This window comes from Variovorax sp. OAS795, assembly GCF_040546685.1.
Taxonomy (GTDB): Bacteria; Pseudomonadota; Gammaproteobacteria; order Burkholderiales; family Burkholderiaceae_C; genus Variovorax.
In genome coordinates this window covers 3,223,407-3,237,597 of sequence record NZ_JBEPOH010000001.1, presented here as the reverse complement: position 1 = coordinate 3,237,597, position 14,191 = coordinate 3,223,407, and the positions used below count along the sequence as shown (strand labels likewise).

Below are 14,191 nucleotides of genomic sequence, written 5' to 3'. Positions count from 1 at the left end.
CCGTTCAGCGCGTGCCCTCTCCCAGCCGCCGCTCGAGCCACACGCTGTAGCGCGAGAGCCCGAAGCACAGCACCCAGTACACCGCCGCAATGAAGAGGTAGCCCTCCAGGTAGAACGGCCGCCAGGTCGGGTCGCCGCCGAGCGCCAGCCCCAATGCGCCGGTGAGCTCGAACAGACCCACCACGGTGACCAGCGAGGTGTCTTTCAGCGTGCCCACCACGTTGTTGGTCAGTGCGGGCACCACGAGCCGCAAAGCCTGCGGCAGCACGATGTCGCGCTGCACGGGCCAGCGGCCGAAGCCCAGCGCCATCGCCACCTCGGTCTGCCCGCGCGGCACGGCTTGCAGCCCGCCCCGGATGATCTCGGCCAGGTAGGCTGCCACGAACAGTGCCAAGCCCGCGAGCACGCGCACCAGCACATCGGGCTGCCACCCTGCGGGCCAGAGCAGCGGCAGCAGGAACGAGGCCATGAACAGCACGGAGATGAGCGGAACCCCGCGCACCAGCTCGATGTAGCTGGCGCTCAGCGTGCGAACCACCGGCCAGCCCGAGCGGCGCCCGAGCGCCAGCAGCAGCGCCAGCGGAAACGCCAGCGCCAGGCCCACCACCGCAAGCCCGATGGTGAGCGGCAATCCGCCCCAGCGGCTCGTCGGGACGGCGCTCAAGCCGGGCACGCCGCCGCGCATCAGCAGCACGAAGAGCAGCAGCGCCACCGCCCAGAGCGGCAGCAGCCACCAGCGCCAGCTGCGCGGCCAGGCGCTGAGCACCGTGACGGCAGAGAGCACGACCACGGCAATGGCGGGGCGCCATTGCTCTTCATAGGGGAAGCGGCCAAACAGCATCGGCCGCCATTTCTCGGCCACCACGCCCCAGCACGCGCCATGCTGGATCGCGCGGCAGGCTTCGGCGTCGGGCCGGAATACCGCGTGCACGACGCCCCATTCGACCGCGTAAAAACCGCCCCAGGCGAGCACCGCAAGCAGCAGCACGGTGGCCAACGCACGCAGCGGCGAACCCCAGAGCTCGCTGCGCCAGGCGATCGGGCCCTGAGCGACGTTTCTCATTGCCACCCTCGCAGTGCCACGCGTGCGTTGTAGCGGTTCATGCCGAACGAGATCACGAGCGACAGCAGCAGGTAGACCGCCATGATGATGGCAATGCACTCGAAGGCGCGGCCGTTCGAACCGATGGTGGTGTTGGCGACCGACACCAGTTCCGGATAGCCCACGGCCACCGCGAGCGACGAATTCTTCGTGAGGCTCAAGAGCTGGTTGGTGAGCGAAGGCACGATCACGCGCAGCGCTTGCGGCAGGATCACGATGCGAAGCTGCTGCACCGTCGTGAGCCCCAGCGCCTGCCCCGCCAGCACCTGCCCTTGCGACACCGAGAGGATGCCGGCGCGCACGATCTCCGCCACGAAGGCGGCCGAGTAGAAAGTCAGGCCCGCGACGATGGTCACGTACTCGGGGCTCAGCGCCGCACCGCCGCTCACGCCGAAGTCGCCCTTCTCGGGCCACTCGAAATGCGTGGGCCACCAGCCGCCCTCGCCCGACACGGGCCAGGGGACGCTGAGGCCGCCCTTGCTGAGGTACACACCCGGCAGCAGGCGCACCGGTTCGGTCGGATCCGGCAGCAGGTTGGCGATGGCAAAGGCCAGCATCAGCAATTGGACCAGGAGCGGCACGTTGCGCAGCAGTTCGACATAGGCGGTGCAGATGCCACGCAGAAGCACGTGCGGCGCGAGACGTCCGATACCGATCAAGGTGCCGAGCACGACCGAAAAGATGGCGGCGGGCACCGCGGCGCGTACCGTGTTGATCAGGCCCGCCAGGAAGGCGCGCCAGAACGGCTGGCTGGCATCGAAGTCGAGCCAGCCTTCACTGATGGAAAAGCCCGCAGGCTCGGCCAGGAAGTCGAAGCCCGAACGCACACCGCGCGAGCGCAGCACCTCGAGCGCATGGTGCACCACCCAGGCGGCGCCGGCCACCACGGCCAGCACCAGCAGCGCCTGGACGACCCAGGCCAGCCAGGCGCCGCGGCGCGAGGCCCCGCCGCTCATCGAACCGGGGGTGCGTAGATCAGGCCGCCCTTGTTCCAGAGGTTGTTGGAGCCGCGCGGCAGCTTGAGCACCGACTTGGGACCGACGTTGCGCTCGAACATCTCGCCGTAGTTGCCCACGGCCTTGATGGCGCGGAACGACCAGTCCTTGTCGAGGCCGAGCAGCTTGCCCAGGTCTTCACCGGTGCCCACCAGCCGTTGCTGCGCCGGGTCCTTGCTGCTGGCCTTGAGCTCGTCGGCATTGGCCTGCGTGACACCGAACTCTTCGGCCTCGATGAGCGCATTGGGCACCCACTTGGCGATGGCGAACCATTCGTCGTCGCCGCGGCGCACCAGCGGCGCGAGCGGCTCCTTGGAGATCAGCTCGGGCAGGATGACGTAGTCGTCCGGGTTGGGCGCTTCCTTGTTGCGCAGGCCTGCGAGCGCCGAGGCGTCGGTGGTAAAGGCCTGGCAGCGGCCCGAGAAGAAGGCCTTGAAGGAAGCCTCGAAGCTTTCGAACACGACGGTCTTGACCGGGATGTTCTGCGCGCGGAAGTAGTCCGACACGTTCTTCTCGTTGGTGGTGCCCGACTGCGTGCAGATGGTGGCGTTCTTGAGTTGCTTGGCGCTGGTGACCTTGAGCTTCTTGGGCACCAGGAAGCCCTGGCCGTCGTAGTAGGTGATGGTCGTGAAATTGAAGCCCAGCGATGCGTCGCGCGTCAGCGTCCAGGTGGTGTTGCGCGCGAGGATGTCGATCTCGCCGGCCTGCAGGGCCGAGAAGCGCTGCTGCGAATTGAGCGGGACGAAATCGACCTTCTTCGCGTCGCCCAGCACGGCCGCGGCAATGGCACGGCAGGTGTCCACGTCCAGGCCCGACCAGTTGCCCTGCGTGTCGGGCGCGGAAAAACCGGCCACGCCGTTGGTCACGCCGCACTTGACGGTGCCGCGCTGCTTGACGGCATCGAGGGTCTTGCCCGCAAACGCGGGAGCGGCGGCGGCGAGCGCCACGACGGAGGCGGCCGCGGCCAGCGCGGGACGGAATCGGCTCTTCATTGGTGTGTTCTCCTCAACAGTAGGCGAAAGGCAGTGTACGGGGCTGCGCGCCAGTCTGCCAAAGAACGGACGGTTGGATGCATATGCCGCAAGGCGTCCTGGCCGGTCTTTTGTTGCCAGCCGCATTCACTAACATACGGCCCTTCAATCACTCTCACCAGGAATCCGTTCATGACCAAATCCGACGACACCGGCAAGCTCGTTCTGCGTGTGGCACTCGGCATCCTCATCCTGTTGCATGGCATCGCGAAGGTCGGCAAGGGCGTGGATGGCATCGGCGGCATGCTGGCATCCCATGGCTTGCCAGCCGCCACCGCCTACCTGGTCTACGTCGGCGAGATTCTTGCGCCGGTGCTCCTGATCGTTGGACTGTTCACCCGGCCCGCGGCGCTGATCATCGCGATCAACATGGTGGTGGCGATCTGGCTCGCGCACTTCAAGGACCTTGGGGCGCTCAACAGCCAAGGTGGCTGGGCGCTCGAGCTGCAGGGCATGTACCTGTTCGCCGCGCTGGCCATCAGCCTGTTCGGCGGCGGCCGCTTCGGCCTGGGCGGAAGGTACAACTGAGATCGTGCGGCCGGCGGGAGGGCCGGCCGTTTTGCGTCAGTCGTCCTCGTTCGCGTCGAGGCCTGGAAACAGGACCTCGGTGTAGCCGAACCGGGAGAAATCGCGCACCCGCATCGGATAAAGCTTGCCCAGCAGGTGATCGACCTCGTGCTGCACCACGCGCGCATGGAACCCGCTGGCCATGCGATCGATCGGGTCGCCGTAGGGATCGAAGCCGGTGTAGCGGATGTTCGCAAAGCGCGGCACCACGCCGCGCAGGCCGGGCACCGACAGGCATCCTTCCCAGCCCTCTTCTTCCTCGTCGCCGAGAGGGGTGATGACGGGATTCAGCAGCACGGTGCGCGGCACCGGCGGGGCATCGGGGTAGCGGGGATTGACGACGTCGGTACCGAAGATCACGAGCTGCTGGTCGACGCCGATCTGCGGCGCCGCGAGGCCGGCGCCATTGACGGCGTGCATGGTCTCGAACATGTCGCGCACCAGGAGGTGCAGCTCGTCGGTATCGAAGGCGGCGACCGGCTGCGCAACGCGCAGCAGCCGGGGGTCGCCCATCTTGAGGATTTCGCGGATGGCCATGGCGGGATTATGGCGGCCGCCGGCCGCATCGACGGCTACCCGCCCGCCATGCGATCAGGGAGGCGATTGGGTCTTCGAGTCGGGCGACGAGTAGAGCCGTTGGCGCGCATTCGGCGCCTGCGGGCGGTACTGCGGCAATGGCGAGACGCCTGTGTTTCCGGTCGGCGGCACGATTGCGCCTGCCGAGGGTCGTCCGGAGCCGCCCCATCCGGGGCGCACGGCCGGCACCGGGTAGCCCGGACGCACCGCCGGATAACCCGGCCGCCCGTAGTAGGGCCGGTCACCGTAATAAGGCCGCCCGCCGTAGTAAGGACGGCGGCCTTCATAGTAGGTGCCGCCCTCGATGTAGACGGGCGCGGGCTGGACGACCACCGGATTGTCGTAGTACGGCTGCGAGTAGCCCCCGCTGTAGTAAGGGTCGGCAGGAACACCCACGCAGCCGCCGAGCAGCGCGATGCCGCCGATGGCGACGCAGGTACCGAGAAAACGAATCTTTTGCATGAGGGTCTCCTTGTCAGCCTTCTGTCTCTTCAACGCCAGCTTGTAGGCCCTGTTGACTGCGCTGGTGTGAAGTCGCGTAACGGGCGGTAAGCACACCGCGCCGCCGCCTTCAACCCTGGACGCCATCGGCGAGTATGGCCAGCATACGCGCCTCGTCGATCACGTCCACGCCAATCTCCCGGGCCTTGTCGAGCTTGCTGCCAGCTTCCTCCCCAGCCACAAGATAGTTCGTCTTCTTGCTGACCGAGCCTGCCACCTTGGCACCGGCGGCCTCCAATTTATCCTTTGCCTCATCCCTGCTGAGCGTAGGAAGGGTGCCGGTGATCACGAAGGTCAAGCCCGCCAGCGGCTTGGGCGCGCGTGCGGCGGGCTCGCCCTCTTCCCACGTCAGTCCGCAGGCGCGCAGCTGCTCGACCACCTCGCGGTTGTGCGGCTGTTCGAAGAAGGTGCGCAGGCTCTGCGCCACCACCGGGCCGACATCGTTGACCTCGAGCAGTTGTGCCTCGGTCGCGTCCATGATCGCGTCCAGCTTGCCGAAGTGCTTGGCCAGGTCCTTCGCGGTGCTCTCGCCCACATGGCGGATGCCGAGGCCGAACAGGAAGCGCGGCAGCGTGGTTTTCTTCGAGGCTTCGAGCGCATCGACGATGTTCCTGGCCGACTTCTCGCCCATGCGGTCCAGCCCGGCCAAGGTGGTGAAGCCGAGCCGGTAGAGGTCGGGCAAGGTACGGATCAGGTTGGCGTCGACCAGTTGCTCCACCAGCTTGTCGCCGAGCCCGTCGATGTCGACCGCGCGGCGGGCCGCGAAGTGCAATATGGCTTCCTTGCGCTGCGCCGCGCAGAACAGGCCGCCGGTGCAGCGGTAGTCCACTTCGCCCTCTTCGCGCAGCGCTTCCGAGCCGCACACCGGGCACTGGCGCGGCATGGTGAAGAGCGGCCCGCGTTCGGTGTCGGGCCTGGCCAGGCTTTCCGGCACCACGTCGACCACTTCGGGGATCACGTCGCCGGCACGGCGCACGATGACCTTGTCGCCCACGCGCACGTCCTTGCGGCGCGCTTCGTCCTCGTTGTGCAGCGTGGCGTTGGTCACGGTGACACCGCCGACGAAGACGGGCGCGAGCTTGGCCACGGGCGTGAGCTTGCCGGTGCGGCCCACCTGCACCTCGATGCCGAGCACGTCGGTGATCTGCTCCTGCGCCGGGTACTTGTGCGCCACGGCCCAGCGCGGCTCGCGCGAGACGAAGCCCAGCCGCCGCTGCAGTTCGAGGCTGTCGACCTTGTAGACCACGCCGTCGATGTCATAAGGCAAGGCATCGCGCTGGCGGCCGATGTTTTCATGGAACGCGATCAGCTCGATGGCGCCCCTGGCGCGCGCGGTCTGCGTGGCGACCGGGAATCCCCAGGCATCGAACTGCTGCAGCCAGTCGAACTGCGTCGAAAAGTCCGGCCCGCCTTCACTGGCGGGCGTGACCTCGCCCAGACCGTAGGCAAAGAAGCTGAGCGGGCGTGCCGCCGCAATGGCGGGGTCGAGCTGGCGCACCGCGCCGGCTGCCGCATTGCGCGGATTGACGAACACCTTCTCGTTCTTCTGGCCGGCCGCAATCTTCTCGCGCTGCCGCTCGTTGAGGGCCTCGAAGTCGGCACGCTTCATGTAGATCTCGCCGCGAACTTCGACCACGGGCGGTGCCTGGCCTTTGAGCCGCAGCGGAATCTCGCGCACCGTGCGGATGTTCTGCGTCACCTCTTCGCCGATCTCGCCGTCGCCGCGCGTCGCGGCCTGCACCAGCACGCCGTTCTCGTAGCGCAGGTTCATGGCCAGGCCGTCGAACTTGAGCTCGCAGACGTACTCGACCTGCGGCCCGTCTTCGGCCAGGCCGAGTTCCTTGCGCACGCGGGCGTCGAAAGCGCTCGCCCCCGCCGGCGTGATGTCGGTCTCGGTGCGGATCGAAAGCATCGGCACCTTGTGGCGCACCTTCACGAAGCCTTCGAGCACCTTGCCGCCCACGCGCTGCGTCGGCGAATCGGGGGTACGCAGTTCCGGATACTCGGATTCCAGGGCCTGCAGCCGCTGGAACAGCTTGTCGTACTCGGCGTCGGGCAGCTCGGGCGCGTCGAGCACGTAGTAGAGATGGGCGTGCCTGTGGAGCTGTTCGCTCAGTGCGGCGGCTTCGCGTGCCGCTTCGTCGCGCGTGGTCATGGGTGTCTCCCGAACGATCGGATCAGCTGAAGAGGCGGCGCGCCAGCGGCGAGCCCGCGGCCAGGTCGCGCGACTCGAGCGTGTCGTAGAGCTGCTCGAGGTCGGCGCCGATCGCGTCCATTGTTTCCTCGCGCAGCAATTGGCCGTCGCTGTCGGTCACCACGCCGTCCATCTCGCGCGCCAGCGTGGCGGCGGCCTCGCGCATGCGGCGGAACGGCTGCTCGGTGCGGTCGACCTGCGGCACGTCCAGGCTCAGGCTGAGTTCGCGGATGGCCGATTGAGCCGGGTCGTCGGCCAGTGCGGCCTGCGTGTCGAAAGAGAGCCCGAGGATCGGCGGCAGTCCGGCTTCGCTGGTCGGCAGCACCATGCGGCCCGGGATGATGCCGGCCACGAAACCCAGCCGGGCCGCGTTCTGCTGAACATAGCCGGGACTCCAGGCCGCATGCAGCGCGCGCAGCACGAAACCCAGCTGGGCATCGTGCGCGCTGGCGAACTGGTCGAGCTCACGGGCACGTGCCACTTCGTCGAGCATCTCGGGAAACTCGAGCGCGCCGTTGACGGCATCGGCAAAGGCCTGGGCCTTCACGACGAATTCGGAGTACTCGATCTCGTTCAGTGCACCGGTGCGGTTGGCCAGCTGCACGCCCACCTGGAACGCGCTGTAGCGCTGGCCCGGCACGGGAGGCTCCCACTGGCCGGTGTGCTCGTTCAAGCCTTCGATGGCCACGGGCTTGCTGCCCGCGCGGCGGGTGGACGGCATGGCCGCGATCGCCGCGTCGCCAGAAGCCAGTCCATCGAGCGACACGGGTGCGATCACGTCGATGAGCGGATCGAGCCCGCCGCGGCGCTCGGCCGTGGGCACGGGCGTCGCGCCGGGCGCGGGCAGGTCCGGATCGAACAGCGGTTCGTGGCGCTCATGGCCCGGCGCCTGGTTCGGATCGACGTGCAGCATCGGCTCGACGTCGCGGGAGGGCGACGAAGGCCGCTCGCCATCGGAGTTGTCATGGTCCCGCGCGTCGGGTTGCCGCGGCGCATTGCGGCGCGAAGTGACCGTGTTGTAGGCAACGACGGCCGCGAGAACGAGGCCGCCGAGGATGGCCAGGGCGAGAGTGAGATTGCTCATCGGTGCTGCTCGGCTTAAGCAGCTTCGACCATCGAGGCGGCCGATTCCATGTCGACCGCCACGATGCGCGAGACGCCCTGCTCCTGCATGGTGACGCCGATCAACTGCTCGGCCATTTCCATGGCGATCTTGTTGTGGCTGATGAAGAGGAACTGGGTTTCGCGGCTCATGGCGGTCACGAGTTTGGCATAGCGTTCGGTGTTCGCATCGTCCAGCGGCGCATCCACTTCGTCGAGCAGGCAGAAAGGCGCGGGATTGAGCTGGAAGATCGCGAACACGAGCGCAATGGCCGTGAGCGCCTTTTCCCCGCCCGAAAGCAGGTGGATGGTCTGGTTCTTCTTGCCCGGCGGCTGCGCGAGCACCTGGACGCCGGCATCGAGGATTTCATCGCCTGTCATCACCAGCCGCGCATTGCCGCCGCCGAAAAGCTCGGGGAACATGCGGCTGAAATGCTCGTTGACGATCTTGAAGGTGCCGCCGAGCAGCTCGCGCGTTTCGCCGTCGATCTTGCGGATGGCATCTTCGAGCGTGCCGATGGCTTCGTTCAGGTCGGCGGACTGCGCATCGAGGAACGTCTTGCGTTCGCTGGCCACCGCCAGCTCGTCGAGCGCGGCGAGGTTCACCGCACCCAGGGCCACCACTTCGCGGTTCAGGCGGTCGATTTCGCCCTGCAGGCCCGCGAGGCGCACCTTGTCGGTTTCGATCGACTGCGCGATGGCTTCGAGGTCGGCTCCCGCGTCGTCGAGCAGCTGCTGGTACTGCTCGACGCCCAGGCGCGCGGCCTGTTCCTTGAGCTGGAACTCGGTGATGCGCTGGCGCAGCGGATCGAGCTCGCGCTCGAGCTGCAGCCGGCGTTCGTCGCTCGCACGCAGCTTCATCGTGAGGTCGTCGTACTGGCTGCGCGCGGCACCCAGCGCGGCCTCCCGCTCGAGCTTCAGGGCCAGCGCGTCCTGCAGCCCGGCCTGGGCCGCCGCATCGGACAGGCGGCCGAGCTCGGCCCGGGCGCGCTCGTCTTCGTCGGTGAGGGCGACCACCTGCTGCGACGCGGTCTCGATCGCGCGGTTCAGCTCGCCGCGGCGTGCCTCCAGCGTGCGCTGCGAGAAGGTGGCTTCCTGCGCCTGTCGTTCGAGGCTGCGGTGCTGCTCGCGGCTGGCAGTGAGGGCACGACCGGCCTCGATCACGCGCTCGTCGAGTTCCGCATGCCGCTCCTGGCTGTCGGCCAGCTGCATGTCGAGTTCCTCGAAGCGGCCTTCGGCGGCCATGCGCTTTTCCTGCAGCTCTTCGAGTTGCGCATCGACCTCGGCAAGGTCGGCGGCCAATTGCTCGCTGCGGGCGCGCGTCTGCTCGGCCAGCTGCGTCATGCGCAGCGTCTCGACCTGCAGTTCGTGCGCGCGGGACTGCGTTTCGGCCGCTTCGCGGCGCGCTGCCACGAGGCGCTGCGCGGCTTCGGAATAGGCGGCTTCGGCGCGGATCAAGGCGGTGCGCGCCTCTTCGCTGATGAGCGTTTGCGCGCGCAGCTGGCGCTCGAGGTTTTCCATTTCCTGCTGGCGCGCCAGCAGCCCGGCCTGCTCGGAATCGGGGGCGTAGAAGTTCACGCTGTGCGAGAACACGGCATGGCCGCTCTGCACGTAGATGACTTCACCGGGCTTCAGCGTGGCGCGCTCGGCGAGCGCTTCCTCGAAGCTCTGCGCGATGTAGCAGCCGTGGAGCCAGTCGGTCATCAACGCCTGCAGGCCCGCGTCGTTCAGGCGCAGCAGGCCCGACAGGCGAGGCAGCGTGCCGCTGTCCTGCGACACACCGGCGTCCGGCGGGCTGTAGAACGCCAGCTTGGCGGGGGGCGCGTCGTTGCCGAAGGCGCGCACCATGTCGAGACGGCTGACTTCGAGCGCACCCAGGCGTTCGCGCAGCGCCGCTTCGAGCGCGTTTTCCCAGCCTTGCTCGATGTGGATGCGGCTCCACAGGCCCTGCATGCCTTCGAGCCCGTGCCTGGCGAGCCAGGGCGCCAGCTTGCCGTCGGTCTTGACCTTTTCCTGCAGTGCGCGCAGCGCCTCGAGCCGCGCCGAAAGCTCGGCGTGGCGGGCGCTTTCGGTGTTGACGGCCTGCTGCTTCACGCGGCGGTCGTCGTCGAGCTGCGGCACCGATTCCTGCAGTTCATGCAGGCGGGCGTCGGCTTCGCCCGCGGCCTCTTGTGCGGCGGCATGCTCTTCCTGCATCGCCTGCAGGCGGGCTTCGTCCGGCGCGGCGAGCGCGTTCTGGTCGGCGCGCAGGCGTTCGCTGCGCTGCGTGAGCTGCCGGCTCTGGTCTTCGATGTTGCGCTGGTCGGCGGCCAGCACCTGGATCTGCTGCTGGATCTGGCCCACCGCAGCGCGCTGCGAATTGGCCACGTCCTGCGCGCGCTGCACGGCTTCCTCGAGCTCCGGCATGCGCGCGTCGTGTTCTTCGAGCTGCGCTGCCAAGAGCACGGCCTGTTCCTCGGCATCGACGCCCTGGCCGGCCAGCGTTTCTATTTCCGCCTCGGCCTCTTCGCGGCGGCGGCCCCACTGGCCCATCTGCTCGCGCAACTGGACGAGCCGCTGCTCCACGCGTTGGCGGCCTTCGACAACGAAGCGGATCTCGCCTTCCAGGCGGCCGACTTCGGCGCTGGCCTCGTAGAGCTTGCCCTGCGCCTGGTTGACCTGGTCGCCTGCCGCGTAGTGGGCCTGGCGCACGGTCTCGAGCTCGGCCTCGATGCGGCGCAGGTCGGCAGTGCGCGATTCGAGGTCGTTGATCGCCTTCTCGGACTCGGCCTTGATCTTCGCCTGGTCGGCGTCGCTTTCACTGCGCTTGAGGAACCAGAGCTGGTGCTGCTTCTTGCTGGCTTCGCCCTGCAGCGTGTTGTAGCGCGCGGCCACCTCGGCCTGCTTCTCGAGCTTTTCGAGGTTGGCGTTGAGTTCGCGCAGGATGTCTTCCACGCGCGTCAGGTTCTCCCGCGTGTCGCCCAGGCGGCTCTCGGTTTCGCGCCGGCGCTCCTTGTACTTGGAGACACCCGCCGCTTCTTCGAGGAACAGGCGCAGTTCCTCGGGCTTGGATTCGATGATCCGGCTGATCGTGCCCTGCCCGATGATGGCGTAGGCCCGCGGACCGAGGCCCGTGCCCAGGAACACGTCCTGCACGTCGCGCCGGCGCACCGGCTGGTTGTTGATGTAGTAGCTGCTGGTGCCGTCGCGCGTGAGCACGCGCCGCACGGCAATTTCGCCGAACTGGTTCCACTGGCCACCCGCGCGGTGATCGGCGTTGTCGAACACCAGTTCCACGCTCGAACGGCTCGCCTGCTTGCGCGTGGTCGTGCCGTTGAAGATCACGTCCTGCATCGACTCGCCGCGCAGCTCCGATGCGCGCGACTCGCCCAGCACCCAGCGCACCGCATCCATGATGTTCGACTTGCCGCACCCGTTGGGCCCGACGACGCCGACCAGTTGGCCTGGCAGCAGGAAGTTGGTGGGTTCGGCGAACGACTTGAAGCCCGAAAGCTTGATGGAATTGAGACGCACGACTTGTCGGCCTGCCTTGACGTAGCGCCAAGGTATTGATTTGTAAGGAAAATTGCACGGGCCTGCCGCTGGAGGCAGGCCGCCGCCCCAGCGGTGGATGATAACGTCAGGCCATGAGCGATTCCCTGCTTTCCTCACCCTTCGCCACCCGCCGCGGCTGCCTGCTGGCCGGCGCCGCCGCCCTGCTGGGCCTTGGCGGCTGCGCGGCCGTGCGCTCCACAGAACGCGCCGAACCCTATGGCAACCAGGAATGGCTGCAATCCAGCGCCAACCGCATTGCCAACCTTTCGCTGCGGGACAACCTGCAATCGATCCGCCGCGTGCAGACCACGCTGTACCGGCGCAATCCGCGTGAATGGCGCAAATCCGCCGCCAGCATCGAGGCCGCCTCCCAGCGCGCCTGGGACGCGGTGCTCACAGGCCCTGCCCTGCCCGAACTGCGCGGCGCCACCGGCATCGAGGCGATCCGGCTGGCTTTCGACACCGGCCCGCAGGGCTACCAGGGAGACCGCGTCGCGGCACTGGTCGTCGGTTGGGCCACGATGCTCAAGCAGGCGAACGGCGACACCTGGGACCAGAGCCTGCTCGACGGCATCAATGCCGAGAACAGCTACCGCGCGGCGCGCAATTTCGAGATCTCGCTGTGGTTGATTTCGTCCAAGACCGGGCCGGACGGCCAGCCCCTGCTGCTGGCCACCGAGATCAGCGAGCGCGGCCGCAACCTCGTGGCCGACCGCGAACTGTCCAAGGTGGTGGCCAGGCTCGACCTGCTGGCGGCGCAGGCGGACGAGAAATACCGGCGCGCCGCGCTCGACTTCGGGCAGAACTGGATCATGGGCGCGGTCCTGCCTTTCTTCACGCTGCTACCCAGATAGCAGCGCCAGCCGCGTCGGAAATATATTTCCCAGAAGGCGGTTTGCGGTAATATCTTTCCGTGACCAAACAGGAGCTCATCATCGCCCTCTCCGCACGGCGTGATGCCGCGGGGCTCACCCATGCGGAGATCGCGCAGCGCTCCGGCCTGACCGAACGCTCGGTGCGCAACGCCCTGAGCCTCAAAGGCAATCCGCAGCTGTCTTCGCTGCTGGCGCTCGTCGATGCGCTCGGGCTGGAACTGCAGCTGGCGCCAAAGGGCTTCGGGGAAAGCGTGGGCACCGATCCCGGCTATCGCCCGGTCGCCACGCGGGTGGGACACGCCGTTGCACAGGCGCCCGCTCCGCCGTACGCCAACAAGCGCCGCCCGCCATGAACGTCAAGATCCTCGAGATATCGCTCGGCACGCGGCGTTTCGGCAAGCTCTTCCAGTACGCGGACCTGTGCCGCTTCGTCGCCGAGCCGGAACTGGTGGCGGCGCCGCCGGCCGAGGTGCTTTCGCTGTCGATGGTGGCAAGCGATGCCGCCACGCAATCGGCGCTCTGGGCCGACGTGAAGAACCCGCTGTTCAACGCCCAAGGCGGCCAGCTGCCGCGCTTCTTTCAAAACCTTCTGCCCGAAGGCGTGCTGCGCAGCCATATCGCGCAGCTGCGCGGCTGCCGTGACAACGACCACTTCGAGCTCCTCGCGGCCTGCGGCGGCGACCTGCCCGGCGCCGTGAGCGCCAAGCCCGTGGCTGTGGACCGCCAGACGCTGCAGCGGCTCATCACGCAGGACCAGGACGCGCTCGAGATGTCGGTCGTCGAGCTGCCCATGCCTCAAGGCATCTCGGTTTCGGGCGTGCAGCCCAAGCTGGGCCTGCGCAGGCAGGGCGGACGCTACGTGGCCCGCACCCGCGCCGGCGCCAGCACGCGCGTGATCGCCAAGCTGCCCGTGGCGGGAAGGCCCCACATGCCGCAGCTCGAGATACTCTCGCTCCAGCTCGCGGGCGCGGCCGGTGTCGAGGTCTGCCATGCCGAGCTGGCACCGCTTTCCGCCATTGCGGCCGAGCACAGCTATGCCCTGCCCGACGAGCCGGACTTTTTGGCCGTGACGCGCTTCGACCGCGAAGGCGCGCGCCGCATCCACTTCGAGGACTTTGCGCAGGTGCTCGCCGTCGACCCGATGCACAAGTACAGCGCCAGCTATCTCGACATGGCACTGGCCATGCAGGCGTTTCCGTCGCTGGGCGAAGAGGCGGTGCTCGAGCTCGTGCGCCGTCTCGCGGTGAACGACCTGCTCGGCAACCCGGACGCGCACCTGAAGAACTTCGGCGTGCTCTATCCGGACGGCATCGCCCCCCGGCTCGCACCCGCCTACGACATCGTGGCGTATGCGGCGCTCCAGGGCGTCGACGGCCACGCCCTTCCCCTGCTGCCCGCCGCGCCGGGCGGTGCCGCTCCCAGGCGCACTGCCCTGTTCACGCCCGCCAACGTGCGCGCCTTCTGCTTTTCCACCGGCTTGCACGAGCCGCAGGTCCGGCGTGTCGTGGCCGACACGGCGCGGCTCGCGCGCAGCCACTGGCCGACGATGATCGAGGCCTCGGCGCTTCCCGCCGCATGGAAAAAGCGGCTGCGGCAGCGCCTGCAGGCACATCCCTTGCTGCAAGGCATGGCACGGCGCGGCAAATAGAGGAAAAGAAAATCGCGGCCCCTAGAATGAATCAGCCCTTCACTCCTCCACCCACCCGAGGCAGCAG

The 14,191-nt window shown here is 67.9% G+C and carries 12 protein-coding genes; 4 read left to right on the top strand and 8 right to left on the bottom strand.

Annotated elements, in window-relative coordinates; genetic code table 11:
* Window positions 1-4: 4 nt before the first annotated feature.
* From ABID97_RS15655 to ABID97_RS15645, 3 genes are read right to left on the bottom strand one after another with little or no spacing between them, the layout of a single operon-like run.
* Entirely contained in the window at window positions 5-1,063 is a 1,059-nt protein-coding gene (locus ABID97_RS15655; RefSeq protein ID WP_354399366.1) for an amino acid ABC transporter permease, read from the bottom strand.
* The gene (locus ABID97_RS15650; RefSeq protein ID WP_354399365.1) at window positions 1,060-2,058 is read right to left on the bottom strand and encodes an amino acid ABC transporter permease; all 999 of its coding nucleotides are present in this window, start codon (window positions 2,056-2,058) and stop codon (window positions 1,060-1,062) included. The genes ABID97_RS15655 and ABID97_RS15650 overlap by 4 nt, the downstream gene beginning before the upstream one ends.
* The gene (locus tag ABID97_RS15645) at window positions 2,055-3,089 is read right to left on the bottom strand and encodes an amino acid ABC transporter substrate-binding protein (RefSeq protein WP_354399364.1); all 1,035 of its coding nucleotides are present in this window, start codon (window positions 3,087-3,089) and stop codon (window positions 2,055-2,057) included. The genes ABID97_RS15650 and ABID97_RS15645 overlap by 4 nt, the downstream gene beginning before the upstream one ends.
* Window positions 3,090-3,260: 171 nt before the next feature.
* Between ABID97_RS15645 and ABID97_RS15640 the strand changes: the two genes are divergently transcribed.
* Window positions 3,261-3,656, top strand: coding sequence for a DoxX family protein (locus ABID97_RS15640; RefSeq protein WP_354399363.1), 396 nt, complete (start codon window positions 3,261-3,263; stop codon window positions 3,654-3,656).
* Between the two features lie 36 nt (window positions 3,657-3,692).
* Here the strand turns inward: ABID97_RS15640 and def are convergent, their stop codons facing one another.
* From def to smc, 5 genes are all read right to left on the bottom strand, one after another.
* Window positions 3,693-4,232, bottom strand: a complete 540-nt coding sequence (gene def / locus ABID97_RS15635) for a peptide deformylase (RefSeq protein ID WP_354399362.1) — start codon at window positions 4,230-4,232, stop codon at window positions 3,693-3,695.
* Window positions 4,233-4,286: 54 nt separating this feature from the next.
* The gene (locus tag ABID97_RS15630; protein WP_354399361.1) at window positions 4,287-4,733 is read right to left on the bottom strand and encodes a hypothetical protein; all 447 of its coding nucleotides are present in this window, start codon (window positions 4,731-4,733) and stop codon (window positions 4,287-4,289) included.
* Between the two features lie 109 nt (window positions 4,734-4,842).
* A complete protein-coding gene (gene ligA / locus ABID97_RS15625; protein WP_354399360.1) occupies window positions 4,843-6,927 on the bottom strand; it encodes an NAD-dependent DNA ligase LigA in 2,085 nt (694 codons plus the stop codon).
* Between the two features lie 22 nt (window positions 6,928-6,949).
* Complete coding sequence (locus ABID97_RS15620; RefSeq protein ID WP_354399359.1) at window positions 6,950-8,050, bottom strand: cell division protein ZipA C-terminal FtsZ-binding domain-containing protein; 1,101 nt, start codon at window positions 8,048-8,050, stop codon at window positions 6,950-6,952.
* Window positions 8,051-8,064: 14 nt separating this feature from the next.
* The gene (gene smc / locus ABID97_RS15615; RefSeq protein WP_354399358.1) at window positions 8,065-11,580 is read right to left on the bottom strand and encodes a chromosome segregation protein SMC; all 3,516 of its coding nucleotides are present in this window, start codon (window positions 11,578-11,580) and stop codon (window positions 8,065-8,067) included.
* A gap of 113 nt (window positions 11,581-11,693) precedes the next feature.
* Here smc and ABID97_RS15610 point away from each other — a divergent pair, with 113 nt between their 5' ends.
* The 3 genes from ABID97_RS15610 to ABID97_RS15600 are packed head-to-tail and all read left to right on the top strand — an operon-like array spanning window position 11,694 to window position 14,124.
* The gene (locus ABID97_RS15610; RefSeq protein ID WP_354399357.1) at window positions 11,694-12,455 is read left to right on the top strand and encodes a hypothetical protein; all 762 of its coding nucleotides are present in this window, start codon (window positions 11,694-11,696) and stop codon (window positions 12,453-12,455) included.
* Window positions 12,456-12,514: 59 nt separating this feature from the next.
* Window positions 12,515-12,829, top strand: coding sequence for a helix-turn-helix domain-containing protein (locus ABID97_RS15605; RefSeq protein WP_354399356.1), 315 nt, complete (start codon window positions 12,515-12,517; stop codon window positions 12,827-12,829).
* Window positions 12,826-14,124, top strand: coding sequence for a type II toxin-antitoxin system HipA family toxin (locus tag ABID97_RS15600; protein WP_354399355.1), 1,299 nt, complete (start codon window positions 12,826-12,828; stop codon window positions 14,122-14,124). The genes ABID97_RS15605 and ABID97_RS15600 overlap by 4 nt, the downstream gene beginning before the upstream one ends.
* Window positions 14,125-14,191: the final 67 nt, after the last annotated feature.